This is a genomic window from Isoptericola sp. NPDC055063 (assembly GCF_053608125.1).
Genome location: NZ_JBSGUW010000010.1, coordinates 36,856 through 54,937, shown reverse-complemented (window position 1 = coordinate 54,937; position 18,082 = coordinate 36,856). Strand labels below are relative to the sequence as shown.

The 18,082-nt window shown below is 73.2% G+C and carries 15 protein-coding genes; 4 read left to right on the top strand and 11 right to left on the bottom strand.

All coding sequences use genetic code 11. The features are described from left to right. Positions 1-2: 2 nt before the first annotated feature. Positions 3-1,280 (bottom strand): sugar ABC transporter substrate-binding protein, encoded by a 1,278-nt coding sequence (locus ACWF41_RS13405; protein ID WP_452182676.1) that lies wholly within the window; start codon positions 1,278-1,280, stop codon positions 3-5. A gap of 364 nt (positions 1,281-1,644) precedes the next feature. Continuing rightward, complete coding sequence (locus tag ACWF41_RS13400) at positions 1,645-2,721, bottom strand: lipoyl protein ligase domain-containing protein (RefSeq protein WP_380323661.1); 1,077 nt, start codon at positions 2,719-2,721, stop codon at positions 1,645-1,647. Positions 2,722-2,843: 122 nt separating this feature from the next. On the opposite strand from ACWF41_RS13400, the gene ACWF41_RS13395 reads away from it, so the two are divergent. Next, the gene (locus ACWF41_RS13395; RefSeq protein WP_380323658.1) at positions 2,844-3,935 is read left to right on the top strand and encodes an N-acetylglucosamine kinase; all 1,092 of its coding nucleotides are present in this window, start codon (positions 2,844-2,846) and stop codon (positions 3,933-3,935) included. Further along, positions 3,932-4,813 carry a MurR/RpiR family transcriptional regulator gene (locus ACWF41_RS13390; protein ID WP_380323655.1) on the top strand — a complete coding sequence of 294 codons (882 nt, stop codon included), beginning with the start codon at positions 3,932-3,934 and terminating at the stop codon, positions 4,811-4,813. The genes ACWF41_RS13395 and ACWF41_RS13390 overlap by 4 nt, the downstream gene beginning before the upstream one ends. Positions 4,814-4,819: 6 nt before the next feature. On the opposite strand, the gene cimA is transcribed toward ACWF41_RS13390, so the two are convergent. The 5 genes from cimA to ACWF41_RS13365 all read right to left on the bottom strand — a co-directional run bounded on the left by cimA (position 4,820) and on the right by ACWF41_RS13365 (position 11,297). Beyond that, on the bottom strand, positions 4,820-6,469 hold the full coding sequence (cimA, locus tag ACWF41_RS13385) for a citramalate synthase (RefSeq protein ID WP_380323652.1): 1,650 nt from the start codon (positions 6,467-6,469) through the stop codon (positions 4,820-4,822). Positions 6,470-6,678: 209 nt separating this feature from the next. Further along, complete coding sequence (locus ACWF41_RS13380; RefSeq protein WP_380323649.1) at positions 6,679-7,827, bottom strand: winged helix DNA-binding domain-containing protein; 1,149 nt, start codon at positions 7,825-7,827, stop codon at positions 6,679-6,681. 39 nt (positions 7,828-7,866) lie between these two features. Next, positions 7,867-9,039 (bottom strand): branched-chain amino acid aminotransferase, encoded by a 1,173-nt coding sequence (locus tag ACWF41_RS13375; RefSeq protein ID WP_380323646.1) that lies wholly within the window; start codon positions 9,037-9,039, stop codon positions 7,867-7,869. A 220-nt stretch (positions 9,040-9,259) separates the two neighbouring features. Next, entirely contained in the window at positions 9,260-10,303 is a 1,044-nt protein-coding gene (locus tag ACWF41_RS13370; protein ID WP_380323643.1) for a 3-isopropylmalate dehydrogenase, read from the bottom strand. Between the two features lie 493 nt (positions 10,304-10,796). After that, positions 10,797-11,297 carry a GNAT family N-acetyltransferase gene (locus ACWF41_RS13365; protein ID WP_380323640.1) on the bottom strand — a complete coding sequence of 167 codons (501 nt, stop codon included), beginning with the start codon at positions 11,295-11,297 and terminating at the stop codon, positions 10,797-10,799. Between the two features lie 141 nt (positions 11,298-11,438). Between ACWF41_RS13365 and ACWF41_RS13360 the strand changes: the two genes are divergently transcribed. Continuing rightward, positions 11,439-13,325 (top strand): HNH endonuclease signature motif containing protein, encoded by a 1,887-nt coding sequence (locus tag ACWF41_RS13360; protein ID WP_380323637.1) that lies wholly within the window; start codon positions 11,439-11,441, stop codon positions 13,323-13,325. 117 nt (positions 13,326-13,442) lie between these two features. On the opposite strand, the gene ACWF41_RS13355 is transcribed toward ACWF41_RS13360, so the two are convergent. Beyond that, positions 13,443-13,973 carry an ASCH domain-containing protein gene (locus ACWF41_RS13355; RefSeq protein ID WP_380323634.1) on the bottom strand — a complete coding sequence of 177 codons (531 nt, stop codon included), beginning with the start codon at positions 13,971-13,973 and terminating at the stop codon, positions 13,443-13,445. A gap of 59 nt (positions 13,974-14,032) precedes the next feature. On the opposite strand from ACWF41_RS13355, the gene ACWF41_RS13350 reads away from it, so the two are divergent. Next, the gene (locus tag ACWF41_RS13350) at positions 14,033-14,467 is read left to right on the top strand and encodes an NUDIX hydrolase (protein ID WP_380323631.1); all 435 of its coding nucleotides are present in this window, start codon (positions 14,033-14,035) and stop codon (positions 14,465-14,467) included. Between the two features lie 88 nt (positions 14,468-14,555). On the opposite strand, the gene ilvC is transcribed toward ACWF41_RS13350, so the two are convergent. The 3 genes from ilvC to ACWF41_RS13335 all read right to left on the bottom strand — a co-directional run bounded on the left by ilvC (position 14,556) and on the right by ACWF41_RS13335 (position 17,998). Then, positions 14,556-15,584, bottom strand: coding sequence for a ketol-acid reductoisomerase (ilvC, locus tag ACWF41_RS13345; protein WP_380322274.1), 1,029 nt, complete (start codon positions 15,582-15,584; stop codon positions 14,556-14,558). 63 nt (positions 15,585-15,647) lie between these two features. Beyond that, positions 15,648-16,169 (bottom strand): acetolactate synthase small subunit, encoded by a 522-nt coding sequence (ilvN, locus tag ACWF41_RS13340; RefSeq protein WP_380322271.1) that lies wholly within the window; start codon positions 16,167-16,169, stop codon positions 15,648-15,650. A gap of 5 nt (positions 16,170-16,174) precedes the next feature. Next, the gene (locus tag ACWF41_RS13335; protein ID WP_380322268.1) at positions 16,175-17,998 is read right to left on the bottom strand and encodes an acetolactate synthase large subunit; all 1,824 of its coding nucleotides are present in this window, start codon (positions 17,996-17,998) and stop codon (positions 16,175-16,177) included. Between the last annotated feature and the right edge of the window lie 84 nt (positions 17,999-18,082).

Sequence of the window (18,082 nt, the reverse complement as noted above, 5' to 3'; positions counted from 1 at the left end):
CGTCAGCTGCCGCCGTTGAGCAGCGACGTCATCTCCTTGGCCGCCTTCTCGGAGGCGGTCGGGACGTCCTCGCTCCCGGACAGGATCGACTGCATCATCGTGCTGGTCGTGAGCTTGGCCTGCACGGCGCCGAAGTTCGGCGACACCGGCACGGACGCGCCGCCCTCGACGAACTGCTTCGCGAACGGCGCCACCAGCGGGTCGGTGCTCTTCAGCGTCTCGTCGAGCAGCGACTTCTGGCCCGGGAAGTACCCGGCCTGCTCGCCCCACTTCGTGGCGAACTCGCCCGTGGTCATCATCTTGATGAACGCGAACGCGAGGTCCTGGTCGTCGGCCGTGGAGAACATGCTCAGGTGCGAGCCGCCGAGCACCGACGGCGACATGCCGCCGTCCTTGCCCGGGATCGGCACGGCGGCGAACTTGCCGTCCATGTCCTTGTTCGCCTCGACGATGGCGCCCGGGGTCCAGGAGCCCATGATCGCCATGCCGACGTCGCCCTGGGCGAACGCGTCGAGCACGTCGGTCTCGCGCCAGGTCGTGGCGCCCGCCGACGAGTAGCCGTCCTTGGCCAGGCCGGTCCAGAAGCTCAGGCCCTCCTGCGCCTCGGGGCTGTCGAGGCCCGAGGTCCAGGTGTCGCCGTCGAGCGTCGCGACCTCGCCGCCCGCGCCCCAGACCCACGGGTACACCGTGAACTCGGCGTCGCCGGGCACCGCGACCGCGGTCTTGTCCGGGAACTTCGCCTTGATCGCCTTCGCGGCCGACTCGATCTCCGCCCAGGTGGTGGGCGGCTCCACGCCGGCCTGCTCGAGGATGTCCTTGTTGTAGACGAGGGAGCGGACGCCGGCGTACCAGGGCATCCCGTACAGCTTCCCGTCGTACGTCCCGGCCTCGACGAGGCCGTCCACCAGGTCGTCGCCCAGCCCGGCGTCCGCGATGTAGTCGTCGAGCGGCGCGAGCGCCCCCGCGTCCGCGAACTCCGGCGTCCACGTGGTGCCCGTCTCCGCGACGTCCGGCGTCGTGCCGCCCGCGATCGCGGTGACGAACCGGTCGTGCGCGTCCGCCCACTCGACGAACTCGACGTTCAGCGTGGCCCCACCGGTCTCCTCGGTGAAGGCCTTGCCGACCTCGTCGAAGAACGCGTCGGCGCTGGGGTTGGTGCCCTGCATGATCCACACGTCGAGGGTCTTGCCCTCGCCGTCGACGGTGCCGTCCCCGTCGCCCGAGCCGCCGCCGCTGCTGCAGGCGCTGACACCGAGCGCCACGAGCGCCGCGGTCGCCACGGCCCCCAGCCTCGTGCGGGTCCACATGTCTCGACGCATCCCTGTTCCTCCCCTGGCGGCCCCGACGGGCCGTCTCCGTGGTGGGCAGCGCCGCCGTCCTCACGGTCGCGCGCCGCCCTCGCGGTCATGTCCTGCCGACGTCGTCGTCGTGCTGCGTGACGTCGTCGTCTCGCTCTCGTGCCGATCGCCGTGCTGATCGCAGTCGCGCGCGGCAGCACCCGGCCCCTGAAAGGAAGTTCCGAGGTGCTGCTCGTGAAGGAAGATTACTGACCGTTCGGGGATATGGAAAGCCACCGCACCAACCCGTGTCGCGTCGGTGGTCCCGACGGCGCGTCGCGGGTGGGTGCGGTGGCTCCCGGCGAGGTCAGGGGACCCGGTTGATCCAGGTCGGGTTGCCGAACTTGGTGCGCACCAGGTCCTGCGCGCGGGCGAGCTCGTCCGCGCGCAGCTCGGAGTCGACGGTGCGGTAGCGCGCCTTGAAGTGCGCCTCGAAGGCGTCGACGATCTCGTCGCGGGCCATGCCGGTCTGCGAGCGCAGCGGGTCCACCCGCTTGTTGGCGCTGGTCGTGCCCTTGTCGGAGAGCTTCTCGCGGCCGATGCGCAGCACCTCGAGCATCTTCGCGTTGTCGATGTCGTACGCCATCGTCATGTGGTGCAGCACGGCCCCGCCCGCGAGGCGCTTCTGTGCCGACCCCGCGAGCTTCCCGGCCGGCGACGAGACGTCGTTCATGCCGGAGAAGTAGGCCTCGACCCCGACGTCCTCCAGGGCGCCGAGCACCCAGGAGTCGAGGAAGGCGTACGACTGCTCGAAGGACATGCCGTCCACGAGCGAGGCGGGGACGACGAGGGAGAACGTCACGCAGTTGCCGGCCTCCATGAACATGGCGCCGCCGCCGGAGATGCGCCGCACCACGGTGACGTCGTGCTTGCGCACGCCCTCGGGGTCCACCTCGTTGCGCAGCGACTGGAACGACCCGATGAACACCGCGCGCTCGGTCCAGTCCCAGAACCGCAGCGTGGGCCCGCGCCGTCCCTCCGCCAGCTCCTCGGTGAGCACCTGGTCCAGCGCCGCGAGGGTGGCCGGCGCCAGCGGGCCCGGGCGCAGCACCTCGAAGGTGTGGTCGTCCCAGGTGGTGGCCAGCCCCAGCGCGCGGCGCACCGCGACGGCGACCGACCAGGCGTCGAAGCCGACCATCGTCACCTCACCCGCCACGCGGCCGTCCTGCTCGGCGCGCCGCAGCCCGTCGTCGACGGCGCGGGCCAGCTCGCTCGTGGACGCCTCGCGCGGCTGCCCCGTGAGGGCGGCGTCGATCGCCTCGAGCGCCTCGTCGGGCTCGAGGAAGAAGTCGCCGCTGAGCCTGACGTCGGCGAGCAGCCCGTCACGCACGTCGAGGTCGACCGTCACGAGCTTGCCACCGGGAACCTTGTACTCACCATGCACGTCACCACGGTAGCCGCGTGGCGCCCGGAAGGGGCGCGGCGTCGGTCACACCCCGCCCCGTGCCGGCGAGATTCGTTTCGTTAGCCGCCCTTCGCGAGAAAATGACTGCCACACTGTTCCCCGTGACCGGCACGGACGCCCCGCCCCCCACCCTCGAGCGCGTCGTCGCCGTCGACGTCGGCGGCAGCGGCGCGCGCCTGGTCGCCGTGCCGCCGTTCCTGGCGCCCGGCGCCTCGGGCGGCGCCGACGCCGGACCCATCACCCTCGCCGGGCGGCCCGTGCGCATCACGCCCGCCGGGAGCGACGCGGCCGACGTCGTCGCCGAGCTCGTCGCCGCCCTGCAGCGCCGCCTCCCCGGTGTGCGCATCGCCGCCGCCGCGGCGTCGGTGACCGGCCTGCCGTCCCTCGTGCCCGACCCGGGCGCCCTGCACGACGTGCTGCACGCGGCCGGCGCCCCCGCCACGGCGGTCGCCGCCGACGCGCTCGCCGCCCACCTCGGGGCCCTCGGCGGACGGCCGGGCGCCGTGGCCGCCGTCGGCACGGGAGCGATCGTGCTGGCCACCGACCTGCGCCACCGCTGGCACCGCGCGGACGGCTGGGGCCACCTGCTCGGCGACCTCGGCTCCGGGTCGTGGATCGGCGCGCACGGCCTGCGCGCCGCGGTCGCCACGCACGACGGCCGCCCCGGCCCGGCCTCCCCCACCCTGCTCGCGGCGGCGACCGAGCGCTTCGGCCCCGTCGAGGGCTGGCCGGCCGCGCTCTACGGCCGCGACGACCGCGCCCACCTGCTCGCGTCCTTCACGCCCGCGGTCGCCGACGCCGCCCGGGCCGGCGACCAGGTGGCCCAGCGCATCCTGCACGACGCCGGCACCCACCTCGCGGAGACGCTCGCCGCCGCGCTGCGGCCGGGCATCCCGCCCCTGGCCGCCGTGACCGGCGGCGTCCTGCAGGTCGGGGACGCCGTGACCACGCCGCTGCGGGCGCGCCTGTCCGCCCTGCGCCCCGACGTCCGGCTCGTCCCTGCGGACGGCAGCCCGCTCGACGGCGCGCTGCGCCTCGCCCGCTCCCTCGCCGACGACCGCGACGGCTCGCTCGTCGAGCCCACCGACCCCTGGCTCACCGTGCGCCGCACTCCGCGGGGCGCCGTGTCGCCCGCACCACCCCACCACCCGTCCGACGCCGGCTCCCGCCGGGAAGGAGAACCCCGCGCATGAACGGTGACGTCCTCGTCCGGCTCCGCCAGACGCTGCCCACGCTGCGCCCCGCCGAGGCGCGGATCGCGTCGGTCGTGCTCGACGACCCGCCCGGCGTCGTCGGCGCCACCATCACCGAGCTCGCTGCGCGCGCCGGCACGTCCCAGGCGACCGTCGTGCGGTTCTGCCGCGCCGTGGGGTACGCCGGCTACCCGGAGTTCCGGATCGACCTCGCGCAGGCCACGAGCCGCCGCGCCGTGGAGCTCGAGCGCTCCGGCATCGCGGAGGGCGAGATCAACCGGACCGACACCGCCACCGACGTCGTGTCCAAGATCGCGTTCCACGAGGCCCGGACCATCGAGGAGACGGCGCGGATGCTCGACCTGGACGCGCTCGAGCGCGCGGTCGACGCCGTGGCTGCCGCCCCCCGCGTCGACGTCTACGGGTCCGGCTCCAGCGGCCTCACCGGGCAGGACCTGTCGCAGAAGCTCTCGCGCATCGGCATCGTGTGCTTCGCGCCCGTGGACCTGCACGGCCAGCTCCAGTCCGCCGCCCTGCTCGGCGCAGGCTGCGTCGCCGTCGCCGTCTCGCACACGGGGACCACCGTGGAGACGATCCAGGCACTCACGCTCGCCCGGGAGGCCGGCGCCACGACCGTCGCCGTCACCAACTTCCCGTCGTCCCCGTTGGCCGAGCTCGCCGACGTCGTGCTCTCCACGACCGCCCGCGAGACGCAGTTCCGCTCCGGGGCGATGTCGAGCCGGATCGCGCAGCTCGCCATCGTGGACTTCCTGTTCGTGCGCGTCGCCCAGCGCCGCTACGACCAGACCACCGCCGCGCTCAAGGCCACCTACGAGGCCGTCCAGCCCCACCGCCTGCACGCCCGCTCGCAGAAGTAGCGCGGACTACCTCGGCTCGACGCCGGCGTGCAGCAGCCCGTAGACGTACGCGTCGATGAGCGACTCCCACGCCGCCTCGATGACGTTCGGCCCCACACCCACGGTGGACCACGAGTGCTGCCCATCCGTGGTCTCGACCAGCACACGCGTGGTGGCGTCGGTGCCCTGCTGGGCGTCGAGGATGCGCACCTTGAAGTCGATGAGCTCGAACTTCGCGATCTGCGGGTAGACGCGCGTGAGCGCGCTGCGCAGCGCCTGGTCGAGGGCGTTCACGGGGCCGTTGCCCTCACCGGTCGCGACGACGCGCTCGCCGCCGGCGTGCAGCTTCACGGTCGCCTCGGCGACGGCGTCCGCGTCCCGGCTCGCGGCGTCGTGCCCCGCCCCGCCCACGACGGTCTCGACGATCGTGCGCCAGCTCTCCACGCGGAAGTACGACTGCCGGGTGCCGGTGAGCTCCTCGCGCAGCAGCAGCTCGAACGACGCGTCGGCGGCGTCGAACGTGTATCCCTGCGCCTCGGTGTCCTTGACCCGGGTCGTGACGCGGGTGAGCAGCTCCCCCTGGCCGCTGAGGTCGTAGCCCAGCTCGCGCCCCTTGAGCTCGATCGACGCGCGCCCCGCCATGTCGGACACGAGCATGCGCATGTCGTTGCCGACGGCGGTGGGGTCGATGTGCTGGTAGAGGTCCGGGTCCACCTTGATGGCGCTGGCGTGCAAGCCGGCCTTGTGGGCGAACGCGCTGGCGCCCACGTACGGCTGGCGCGCGTACGGGGAGATGTTGGTGATCTCGGCGACGGCATGGGCGATGCGGGTCGACTCCTCCAGCCCGCCGCCGACGAGCGTGCGCAGGCCGTGCTTGAGCTCGAGGTTCGCGACGACGGTCACGAGGTCCACGTTGCCCGTGCGCTCGCCGTACCCGTTGACCGTGCCCTGCACGTGCCAGGCGCCCGCGGCGACCGCGGCCAGCGTGTTCGCGACGGCGCAGCCGGAGTCGTTGTGCGCGTGCATCCCCAGCACCGGGTCGCCCGCCGTGGCGTCGCGGCCGTGCGGCACGCCGAGCGACTCCCGCACCTCGGTCACGACGTCCGTCACCCAGTGGGGCAGCATGCCGCCGTTGGTGTCGCAGAGCGTGACGACCTCCGCGCCCGCGGCGAACGCCGCCTCGGCCGCGGCCTTCGCGTACGCGGCGTCGAAGCGGTAGCCGTCGAAGAAGTGCTCGGCGTCGACCACAACGCGGCGGCCCTCGCCGACGAGGAACGCCACCGTGTCGGTGATCATCGCCAGGCCCTCGTCCGGCGTGGTGCGCAGCGCGCGCTCCACGTGCCGCACGTCGAACTTGGACACGAGGGTGACCACGGGGGCGTCGGAGTCGAGCAGCGCGCGCACCTGGGGGTCGTCCCAGGCGCGGGTGCCCGCCTTGCGGGTGGAGCCGAACGCGGCGAGCACGGCGTTCTCCAGGCGCAGCTCCTTCGCTGCGCGGCGGAAGAACTCGGTGTCCTTGGGGATCGCCCCGGGCCAGCCGCCCTCGATGAATCCGACGCCCAGCTCGTCCAGCAGCGGCGCGATGGCCAGCTTGTCCGCCACGGAGAGGTTCATGCCCTCCTGCTGCGCGCCGTCGCGCAGGGTGGTGTCGTACACGTGGAACGGGGTGGCGGTCATGCGGGACTCCCCAACGTCGTGGAGCTCTGGGCGATCAGGTCAACAAAAAAGACCCTCCGGGGTACGGAAGGTCTGCGCGTCCGGCGGGTGTGCCGGACGCGCTACCGAATGATGAGGGAGCGACGCTGGTGCGCGAGGCGTGTCATGGGCCACATGGTGCCATACCCACACGCCGCCCCGACAGGGCGTCCACGCCCCGGGCGACCGGCTCAGGCGGGCAGCGACCACGCGACGGACCTCTCGGCGGCGTCGGGCTCGAGGTAGGCGAGGAGCGCCGCCGCCTCCGCCTCGGCCTCCTCCCGCACCGCGGGCGCGACCTGCTCCAGCTCGACGACGCGCAGCGTGGCCCGCTCGCCGTCGCGCTCGGTGGACCACGTGCCGGCCACCCGCCCGTCGACGAGCAGCGTCGGCAGCACGTCCGCGTTGCGGCGGTACACCTGCGGGGCCACCGCCGGCGGGACGAGGCGGTCGCGCACGTCGTGCGCCACGAGCAGCTGGTCCCACCGGGCCAGGAACCGCGGCGGGGCGGCGGCGTCCTCCGGGGCGAGGTCCGCCCCCGCGAGGTCGAGCAGCTCCCGCCCGTCCGGCGCCTCGTAGGCGCGCAGCTCCAGCAGCGCGAGCGCCCGCTTCAGCGCCCCGATCCCCCGGATCCCCACGCCGCGCGCGACGTCTCGGGCCGACGCCGGCCCGAAGGCGGCCAGGTAGCGCCCGACGACGCGGGCCCGGGCCTCGTCCGGCGCGACCTCCGGCAGCGGGTGCGGCAGCCGGTCGGCCAGCCAGCGGGCGCCGTCCTGGTAGCGCACCGCCACGTGGGACGCCCACAGCCCGCTCGGGGGCACGTGCACGAGGCCGCCGCCCGCGCTCGCGAGGCGCCACCACGCCCGGCTGACGCCGCCGGGGATCGCCGCGACGGCGTCCACCCCGGGGTACTGCTCGGCGGCGAACGCCTCCACCTCGTCGAGGGTGCGCGGCTCGGCGCAGTACGCCCGCACGGCCGCGTTGAGGCCGAGCAGGTCGACGCCCGCCCGCCGCGCGCTCGCGCGCCAGGCGGCGAGCCGCTGCTCCGCCGAGACGGCGTCGAGCAGGGGCCACTCGCCGGCGGGCACCAGGTGCAGGGTGGACCGCATGACGGTCGCCTTGACCACGGCGGCGTCGGTCAGGGCCTCCTCGAGCGCCCCGACCGTCTGCCCAGCACGCCGCGACCAGAGCGCCACGTACGGCATGTCAGCGTGCTGCGCCTGCAGGCCGCCCACCCGCCCGACGACGGCGGGGACGTCGTCGTCGGAGCGGGTGAGCAGCTGCTGGCGCGCGAGGGTGGTGCGGCTCAGCGCGCCCGCCGTGATCGGGGTGGTGGGCATCGCGCGGCGGACCTCCCGTGCTGGGTCAGGCGGGTCTGGTCAGGCGAGCCGGCGCATCCAGCCGTGCCGGTCCGCGGCCCGACCGTACTGGATGTCGGTGAGCTCCCCGCGGATCGCCATGGTGAGCTCGCCGGGTTCGCCGCCCGAGACCACCTCGTCGAACGAGTCGCCGGCCAGACGCCCGACCGGCGTGATGACGGCGGCCGTGCCGCACGCGAACACCTCGCGCACGGTGCCGTCGCGCAGCCCGGCGACGACCTCGGCGAGCGGGATGCGCCGCTCCACGGCCTCGTGCCCGCGGTCCGCCGCGAGCCGCAGGATGGACGAGCGCGTGACGCCCTCGAGGAAGGAGCCCGTGAGCTCGGGCGTGTGCACCGACCCGTCCGCCATGACGACGAAGACGTTCATCCCGCCGAGCTCCTCGAGGAAGGAGTTCGTGGGCGCGTCCAGGTAGCAGGCCTGGTCGAAGCCCTTCTCCGCCGCGAGCCGCTGCGGCAGCAGGCTGGCCGCGTAGTTGCCGCCGTACTTCGCGTCGCCGGTCCCGCCGGGGCCGGAGCGGTGATAGTGCTCCTCGATCCAGATCGAGACCGGCTTCACGCCGCCCGCGAAGTACGGGCCGACGGGCGAGGCGATGACGAGGTACTCCGCCTCGGCGGTGGGGCGCACGCCCAGGAACGCCTCGGACGCGAACATGAACGGGCGCAGGTAGAGGCTGAAGTCCTCTCCCGTCGGCACCCAGTCGATGTCGGTGCGCACCAGGGCGGCGATGGAGCCGAGGAAGTCGTCCACGCTCAGCGCGGGGAGCGCCAGCCGGTGCGCCGACCGCGCGAACCGGGCCGCGTTCGCGTCCGGCCGGAACGTCCAGACCGAGCCGTCGTCGTGACGGTAGGCCTTCATGCCCTCGAAGATCTCCTGCGCGTAGTGCAGGACGGCGGTCGCCGGGTCGAGCTGCAGCGGGCCGTACTTCTCGATGCGGCGGTCGAGCCAGCCGTCGCCCTCGCGCCAGCTGATGCGCGCCATGTGGTCGGAGAAGACGGTCCCGAACTTGGGCGCCTCGAGCGCGGCCTTGCGCTCGGCGTCGGGCGTCGGGCTGTCCGTCTCGCGCACGTCGAAGAGGGCGACGAGGTCCTCGAGCTCGGCCGGGAGGATGCCCGGCGCGCTGCTGCTCGAGGTGGTGCTGGCGGCGGACGGGGTGGTGCTGGATGTGGTCATGATCGGGGGCCCTTTCACCGGGTGACCCCTGTAGTTTTCCACGACCACGCACCCTGCGGGCACCCGCGTCGCTCCGACCACAGCGGCCACCCGGGCACGGAGGAGATGTCGGGTGATCGACAGGGGGATGACGGCCGGGGCGGGCGGTGGCTCGGACGACTCGTCCGACGGCGCGGCGCGGGTGGCGCCGCGCCGTCCGGTGACGACGGTGAGGCTGTCGTCAGCCGTTGACGCGAGCGGCGAGGTCGCGCCCGACCTCGGCCGTCGTGCGTACTCGGTCGCCGCGCTCCGCGAGGTCGGCGGCGACAGCCGCCTCCACGCGGGCGGCCTCCTCGGTGAGGCCGAGGTGGTCGAGCAGGAGCGACACGGACAGCACGGTGGCGGTCGGGTCGGCCTTGCCCTGCCCGGCGATGTCCGGGGCGGAGCCGTGCACCGGCTCGAACATCGAGGGCGCGGTGCGGTCCGGGTTGATGTTCGCCGACGCGGCGAGGCCGATGCCGCCGGTGATCGCGGCGGCCTGGTCCGTGAGGATGTCGCCGAACAGGTTGTCGGTGACGATCACGTCGAACCGCGACGGGTTGGTCGTGAGGAAGATCGTGGCGGCGTCGACGTGCAGGTAGTCCGTCGTGACGTCGGGGAACTCCGCGTTGACGGCCTCGACCGTGCGGCGCCACAGGTGCCCGGCGTGCACGAGCACGTTGTGCTTGTGCACCAGCGTCAGGTGCTTGCGGGGGCGGGCCTGGGCGCGGGCGAAGGCGTCGCGCACGACGCGCTCGACGCCGAACGCGGTGTTCACGGACACCTCGGTCGCGATCTCGTGCGGGGTGCCGACGCGCAGCGCGCCGCCGTTGCCCACGTAGGGGCCCTCGGTGCCCTCGCGCACGACGACGAAGTCCACCTCGCCGGGGTTCGCCAGCGGGCTGGTCACCCCCGGGTACAGCTTGCCGGGGCGCAGGTTCACGTAGTGGTCCAGCGAGAAGCGGAGCTTGAGCAGCAGACCGCGCTCGAGGACGCCCGACGGCACGCTCGGGTCGCCGATGGCGCCCAGCAGGATCGCGTCGTGGCCCTTGATGGCCTCGAGATCGGCGTCCGTCAGGGTCTCGCCGGTCGCGTGCCACCGGCGCGCGCCCAGGTCGAACTCAGTAGTGGAGACCTTGACGTCGGCCCCGGAGACCGCCGCCTCGAGGACCGCGAGGCCCTGCTCCACGACTTCGGTCCCGATGCCGTCGCCGGCCACCACTGCCAGGTCGATGCTCCGCGTCATGGGGCCGAGCCTAAGCCCGCCGAATCATGATGCGGACAGAAATCTCACTCCTCGGACGGTCGAGGTCGTGACCTCGCAGGTCACGAACGGCGGTCGACAAATCTCTTGGCCCGCACGCCCGAGCCGCCCACGATCGCCGCATGACCTCGGACGACGACCTCCGGCCGTACTTCGACGCGGCTGCCGCGAACGTGACGCGGGCGACCTCGACCGCGCGGGGGACCTTCGCCGACCTGCCGGGCCTGGCTGGGCTGGCGCGCGCCGCCACCGACGCCGGGTTCCGGGTGCTGCACGCCGCCACGTCCACCGTCGCGGAGTGGGCGACTTCGAGTCCGACTGGCGCGCCGGCATCGAACGCCTCCGCACGCCCGGCTCCCGCGCCTTCGCCGCCCCGCGGCGCGAGGAGCACCTGGGCGGCTACCGCGGCGTGGTCGGCTTCGCCTGGCTGATCCTCACCCCGGCGTCACCGTCCTCGCTCCCACGTGTGCGCCGGTCAGCGGACGTGCCGGACCTCGGCGAGACCCAGCCGCTCGTCGACGAACCGCGCGCCGTCGGGCACGAACCCGTTGCGTTCGTAGAACCGCCGCGCCCGCGGGTTCTGCTCCGCGACCCAGAGCTGCGCGGGCACCCCGGGCGGCACGACGGCGTCCAGCAGCGCCTGGCCGGCGCCCGTCCCGTGATGCTCGCCGAGGACGTAGAGCGACCACAGCTCGCGACCCCGGACGGGCTGGTGGGTTCCCACCTCTCTCGCGGCGCCCGCGATGGCGAACCCCACGACGCGCCCACCGGACTCCGCCACGGTCACGGGCATCTCGCCGATCCGTCGCGGCCAGGACGCCATCCGCCGTTCCAAGGTGTCGGCTTCCCAGTGCTCCGCCGGGAGCAGGCCGCTGTACGTCTCCACCCATGACGCGTGATGGACGAACGCGCACCCTGACGCGTCGCCGGGGGTGGCCTGGCGGAGGACGACGGGCGTCGGCGATGCGGCGGGCATCGCCCCATCCTGCCCCCTGGGCGGGCACCATTCTGCCGACCTGCCAGCACCAACCCGCTCGCGTCGTGTCGGCGGCCTCGGTTGTCCACAGATTGCAGGGAAGGTCTAGAACAGGTGTTCGAACGTCGCTAGGCTGAGGGCATGACGACGACGCTCCCCGACTCCGCGACCGGCACCTCCGCCGGCACGCCTGCGGGTCGTGCGAGCGAGCCGGTGGACCTGAACGCGGCGGCGGAGCGGCTCGCCGCGATGCCACGGTCGTGGACCCCGTCGATCAGCGAGCTACTCGAGGAAGAAGCACCACCCCAGCAAGCAACAGCGCCGTCGCACCACCCGACCCTGGCGGACCTGGACCGGGTGCTCGACCAGCTCGCCGAGAACGACGCCGAGATCGCGACCCTGCACGCCGAGCGCGCAGTCCTGCTCGCACAAGCCATGAGCCTGGCCGAGGCCCTGGAGTCCGACCTTCTGGACCCCGCCGACCCCACCGCCCGCCGGGCCCCCTCCGCCCGGCGGCTCGAGCTCGCCAGACGCGCCGTCACCACCGAGATCGCCACCACCCTGCACCAGGGAGAACACGCCACCGGCACGCTGGTCGACCACGCCGTGACCTTGACCGTCAAGGCCCCCGCGACCCTGACCGCCCTGCACCAGGGCCGCCTGTCCTGGGCGCACGCCACCGCCATCACCAAGCACGTCGCCGACCTCGATCCCAGTGCCGCCGCACACGTCGAGCACGCCGTCCTGACAGCCGTGATCAAGCCCGACGACGCCCCCGGCACCACCACGGGCACGGTCACCTGCACGCCCACCCAGGTCGCCCGCCGCGCCCGCCGAGCCCGCGAGACCGCCCACCCCACCCCGCTCGACGTCCGCCACCACGAGGCCGCCCAACACCGCACCGTCTTCCTCGACGACGACCACGACGGCATGTCCTGGCTCGTCGCCCACCTCCCCGCACCCCTCGCGCACGCCGCCTACGACCGCCTCACCCGCACCGCCCGCCACCTCATCACCAACAACGCCACCAGCAGCGACGCCGGCCGAGCCGGTGGCACAAGCGGCGCAGGCAGCACGGGCAGCGCACGCGGCATGGGCAGTGGCCGCACCCTCGCCCAAGCCCGCGCCGACACCCTCACCGCCCTCCTGCTGGACGACGGCACCCTCGAGACAAGCACCGTCAAGACCAGCACCTCCGCGACGTGCACCCCTGACACGCGCACCCCTGAGACGGGCAGCGCCGAGACGGGCACCGACGACGACCCGGACTCACAGGTCGCGCACGAGCACGAGCACGAGCGGGCCACGCTGGCGGCCCTGGCCCGCTCCATCCGCCCCCAGGTCACGGTCACCGTCCCGGTCCTGACGCTGCTCGGCATCACGGATGTTCCGGCCACGATGAACGGGCACATCCCCATCGACCCCGACACCGCCCAACACCTCACCGCCCTCGCCCCCACCCTGCGGCGGATCCTGACCCACCCCGAGACCGGCACCGTCCTGTCCGTCGGCCGCACCACCTACACCACCCCCGCCGACCTCAAGAACCTCGTCCGCCACCGCGACACCACCTGCCGCTTCCCCGGCTGCACCCACCCCGCCACCCAGTCCGACCTCGACCACACCACCCCCTGGGCCACCGGCGGCACCACCAACGCCACCAACCTCGCCGCACTCTGCCGCCGACACCACGTCCTGAAACATCAAACGACATGGCAGGTCAGACAGACCGATCCGGCCAAGCCCGTCGACGAAAGAACACGCCCAGAACCCACCGACTGGGGCGGCACCCTCGAATGGACCTCCCCCACCGGACGCCGCCACACCACCGCGCCCGAGCCCATCGACACCACACGACACCGGCGTACGCCCACGGGCCCGGTGATCCCCTGCCCGGAGATTCCCGGCCATGAGATTCCAGGCCATGAAGTTCCAGGCCACGGTGCACCGGCCAGCAAGGCACCGCGCAGGGACGGTCCCGGACACGAGACGCTCGACGACCCACCGAGGGGTGACCCGCCGTTCTGATGCCACGACCTGATGCCACGACGCGCCACCACCTCGCGGCGCCGCCCGGCACTCCGGCAGCTCCGTCAGTTTCGTCCTGTGCCGCTACCCGGCCGGTCGTCGGTGTCGGGCGTCGCGTCAGGCGCGGAACAGCACCTTGAACCGCTCGCACACCACTGGCATCGCCGGGTCGAACTCGCGCTCGATCTGCTCGAGCGTGCGGCGCCAGTAGCGCTCGTGCCCTGCCCGCCAGTCGGCGAGGGAACGGTCGCCCTCGCCCTCGGCTGCGGCGTGCTCGACGGTCACCTCGTCGAACGGCACCGTGTCGACCTGGGTGGTCTTGATGAGGAGGCGGGGTGCGCCCGTGCCGTCGAGCACGATCGACAGGTCGCCCTTGCGCGGCAGCGGCTCGTCCGCCGCCTCGTACTCCCACGCGGCCGCGGCGGTCCCGGTCTTCACCCCGTCGAGGACGAGCTGGAGCAGCTCGTCGGCCAGCTCGGGCGAGTCCCCGAACGACCAGGCCGGCGGCGGCACGACGTTCTCGGACCGCTCGCCCACCGCACCGCCGTGGCTGGTGCGGCCGGCGCTGGGCCGCGCGACGTCCCAGAACTGCGTGATGCGGTCAGCCTGCTCGGCGTCGGTCAGCGCCGGGTTCGCGTCGTCGGTCATGCCGGCCATCCTGCCAGGCCGCGGCGCCCTGGACCCCTGTGACATGGCACGATGCCCGGATGTTCACGCGCGTCGCCGCCTACGCCCTCGTCGTCGAGGACGACCGGATCCTGCTCCCCCACTGGTCCGCCGGTACCGGTTCAGGCTGGACGATGCCCGGCGGAGGCATCGACCCCGGCGAGCACCCGGAGGACGCGGTGGTGCGCGAGCTGCGCGAGGAGACGGGGTACGACGTCGCCCTCGACGGCCTGCTCGGCGTCGACAGCATCGTCATCCCCGCCGACCGCCGGATCGCGCTCGACGGCGTCACCCCCGCCGAGCCGATGCACGGCATCCGCATCGTGTACCGCGCGCACGTCGTCGGCGGCGAGCTCACCGTCGAGGCCGACGGCAGCACCGACGACGTCGCCTGGCACCGGCTGTCCGACGTCGACGCCCTCGACCGGGTGGGCCTCGTCGACGTCGTCCGCGGCTGGGCGGGCCTGCTCGACTGAGCCACAAGAAATTCTCCGGACGCACGTGCGGCCGCCGACCGGGGATCACCCGGGCGGCGGCCGCGCGCGTCGCTGCTGACGGTGTGGGTCAGCGAGCGGCGCTGCCCTCCGTGTAGTCGGAGTCAGCGGGCTTGATCCACGAGAACATCTTCCGGAGCTCGCGCCCGGTGGTCTCGATCGGGTGCGCCTCGCCCTTCTCGCGCAGCGCGGTGAACTCGGGCGCGCCCGCGTCCTGGTCCGCGATGAAGCGCTCGGCGAAGGCGCCGTTCTGGATGTCCGCGAGGACGGCCTTCATGTTCTCCTTGACGTGCGGGTCGATGACGCGCGGGCCGGAGACGTAGTCGCCGTACTCGGCCGTGTCGGAGACGGACCAGCGCTGCTTGGCGATGCCGCCCTCGACCATGAGGTCGACGATCAGCTTCAGCTCGTGCAGCACCTCGAAGTACGCGACCTCGGGCTGGTAGCCCGCCTCGGTCAGCGTCTCGAAGCCGTACTGGACCAGCTGCGAGGCGCCGCCGCACAGCACGGCCTGCTCGCCGAAGAGGTCGGTCTCGGTCTCCTCGGTGAACGTGGTCTTGATGCCGCCGGCGCGCAGGCCGCCGATGCCCTTCGCGTAGGACAGGGCGAGCGCCCAGGCGGAGCCGGACGCGTCCTGCTCGACGGCGACGATCACCGGCACGCCACGGCCGTCGACGTACTCGCGGCGCACGAGGTGGCCCGGGCCCTTGGGGGCGACCATGAGCACGTCGTGGCCGGCCTCGGGCTTGATGTAGCCGAAGCGGATGTTGAAGCCGTGCCCGAAGACGAGCGCCGCGCCCTCGGTGAGGTTCGGGGCGATCTCGTCGCGGTACACGTGCCGCTGGACCTGGTCCGGCGCGAGGATGACGACGACGTCCGCCTCCTTGACGGCGTCGGCGACGGTGAGCACGCGCAGGCCTTCGTCCTCGGCCTTCTTCGCGGAGGCGGAGCCCTCGCGCAGGCCGACGCGGACGTCGACGCCCGAGTCGCGCAGGTTCAGCGCGTGGGCGTGGCCCTGGCTGCCGTACCCGATGACGGCGACCTTGCGCTGCTGGATGATGGACAGGTCGGCGTCGTCGTCGTAGAACAGCTCAGCCACGGTGATGCTCCTCGGTTCTCGGTACTGCTGCGGTCTTCGGGGGTGAACGGTACGCGCTCGGCCTCAGGCCGTGCGCACCCGCTCCAGTGCTCGGTCGGTGATGGACCGTGGGCCGCGGCCCACGGCGAGCGTGCCGGACTTCACGATCTCGCGGACGCCGAACGGCTCGAGCGCGTTGAGCAGCGCAGACAGCTTCGCGGCGGTCCCCGTCGCCTCCACGACGACGGTGTCGGGCACCACGTCCACGACGTGGGCACGGAAGAGGTCCACGACCTCGAGCACGCCCGCTCGGGTGGCGGCGTCGGCCCGCACCTTGACGAGCAGGAGCTCGCGCTGCACGGACGACTCCGGGTCGAGCTCGACGATCTTGATGACGTTGACCAGCTTGTTGAGCTGCTTGGTCACGTGCTCGAGCGGGTGCTCCTCGACGTCGACGACCACGGTGATGCGCGAGATCTCCTCGTGCTCGGTGGGGCCGACGGCCAGGGAGTGGATGTTGAACGCGCGCCGCGCGAAGAGCGCGGTGACGCGGGTGAGGACGCCGGGCTTGTTCTCGACCAGCACGGACAGGGTGTGACGCGACATGGGTCTCAGTCCTCTCGGTCCCACGCCGGCGAGATGCCGCGCGCGTACTGGATGTCGTCGTTCGGCACGCCGGCGGCGACCATCGGCCACACCATGGCGTCGCGCGAGACCTGGAAGTCGATGACCACGGGGCGGTCGTCGATCTCCTGCGCCCGCTTGATCGCGGCGTCGACCTCGTCCTCGCGCTCCACGCGGATGCCCTCGCACCCGTACGCGTCGGCGAGCTTCACGAAGTCGGGGATGCGCGCGGTGCCGTGCCCGGTGTGCAGGTCGGTGTTGGAGTAGCGCTCGTCGTAGAAGAGCGTCTGCCACTGCCGGACCATGCCGAGCGAGCTGTTGTTGATCAGCGCCACCTTGATGGGGATGTCGTTGATCGCGCAGGTGGCCAGCTCCTGGTTGGTCATCTGGAAGCAGCCGTCGCCGTCGATGGCCCACACCTCGCGGTCGGGCTCGCCCACCTTGGCGCCCATCGCGGCGGGGACCGCGAAGCCCATGGTGCCGAGGCCCGCGGAGTTCAGCCAGGTGCGAGGGCGCTCGTAGCGGATGAACTGCGCCGCCCACATCTGGTGCTGGCCCACGCCGGCGGCGTAGATGGCGTCCGGCCCGGCCAGCTCGCCCAGGCGGGAGATCACGTGCTGCGGGGCCAGGTGGCCGTCGGCCGTGGGCGTGTAGCCCAGCGGGTAGGTCTCGCGCCACGTGTCGAGCTGGTGCCACCACGCCGCCAGGTCGGGCTTGCCCACCTTGGCGTGCTCGGCCTCGAGGGCGGGCACCAGGTCGGCGATCACCTCGCGCAGGTCGCCCACGATCGGCACGTCGACGGGGCGGTTCTTGCCGATCTCCGCGGGGTCGATGTCGGCGTGCACGACGGCGGCGCTCGGGGCGAAGCTCGACAGCCGGCCCGTGACGCGGTCGTCGAAGCGGGCGCCCAGAGCGACGACGAGGTCGGCCTTCTGCAGCGCCGCCACGGCGGGCACGGTGCCGTGCATGCCGGGCATGCCGAGGTGCTGCGGGTGGCTGTCGGGGACGGCGCCCCGCGCGGTGAGCGTCGTGACGACGGCCGCGCCCGAGACGTCGACGAGCCGGCGCAGCGCCTCCGACGCGCCCCCGCGGATGACGCCGCCGCCCACGTACAGCACCGGGCGGCGGGCGGTGGCGAGCAGCTTGGCGGCCTCGCGGATCTGCTTGGCGTGCGGCTTCGTCACGGGGTGGTAGCCGGGCAGCGACAGCTCCTGCGGCCAGGAGAACGTCGTCGAGGCGGTCATCGCGGACTTGGCGATGTCGACCAGCACCGGGCCGGGGCGGCCCGTCGACGCGATGTGGAACGCCTCCGCGATCGTGCGCGGGATCTCGGCCGGGTCGGTGACCAGGTAGGAGTGCTTCGTGATCGGCATCGTGATGCCGACGATGTCGGCCTCCTGGAAACCGTCCGTGCCGATGAGCGACTGCGCCACCTGTCCCGTGATCGCCACCAGCGGCACCGAGTCCATGTGCGCGTCGGCGAGGGGCGTCACCAGGTTCGTCGCGCCGGGGCCCGAGGTCGCCATCGTGACGCCGACCTTGCCGGTCGCGTGGGCATAGCCCTGCGCCGCGTGCCCGCCGCCCTGCTCGTGCCGCACCAGGACGTGGCGGATCTGCTGGGAGTCCATGAGCGGGTCGTAGAGCGGAAGGATCGCCCCGCCCGGGATGCCGAAGACGTTCTCGACGCCGACCGACTCGAGCGAGCGGACGATCGACTCGGCGCCGGTGACCTCCTCACCGGACACGGCTCGGTCGGCGGGGCGCGCGGTGCGCGCGGCCACCTGGGCGGGGGTCGGGTTCGGCTGGACCATCGGTCTCTCCTGCCGGTCGGTCTGGGCGAGGGGTCTGGCGAAGGGTGTCCGTGCAATAAAAAAGCCCCCGGTCCCGGGACTGCG

Coding starts and splice junctions, on each gene's coding strand:
- ACWF41_RS13390 (WP_380323655.1), top strand. CDS start 3,932: ATGAACGGTGACGTCCTCGTCCGGCTCCGCCAGACGCTGCCCACGCTG.
- cimA (WP_380323652.1), bottom strand. CDS start 6,469: ATGACCGCCACCCCGTTCCACGTGTACGACACCACCCTGCGCGACGGC.
- ACWF41_RS13380 (WP_380323649.1), bottom strand. CDS start 7,827: ATGCCCACCACCCCGATCACGGCGGGCGCGCTGAGCCGCACCACCCTC.
- ACWF41_RS13375 (WP_380323646.1), bottom strand. CDS start 9,039: ATGACCACATCCAGCACCACCCCGTCCGCCGCCAGCACCACCTCGAGC.
- ACWF41_RS13370 (WP_380323643.1), bottom strand. CDS start 10,303: ATGACGCGGAGCATCGACCTGGCAGTGGTGGCCGGCGACGGCATCGGG.
- ACWF41_RS13365 (WP_380323640.1), bottom strand. CDS start 11,297: ATGCCCGCCGCATCGCCGACGCCCGTCGTCCTCCGCCAGGCCACCCCC.
- ACWF41_RS13360 (WP_380323637.1), top strand. CDS start 11,439: ATGACGACGACGCTCCCCGACTCCGCGACCGGCACCTCCGCCGGCACG.
- ACWF41_RS13355 (WP_380323634.1), bottom strand. CDS start 13,973: ATGACCGACGACGCGAACCCGGCGCTGACCGACGCCGAGCAGGCTGAC.
- ACWF41_RS13350 (WP_380323631.1), top strand. CDS start 14,033: ATGTTCACGCGCGTCGCCGCCTACGCCCTCGTCGTCGAGGACGACCGG.
- ilvN (WP_380322271.1), bottom strand. CDS start 16,169: ATGTCGCGTCACACCCTGTCCGTGCTGGTCGAGAACAAGCCCGGCGTC.
- ACWF41_RS13335 (WP_380322268.1), bottom strand. CDS start 17,998: ATGGTCCAGCCGAACCCGACCCCCGCCCAGGTGGCCGCGCGCACCGCG.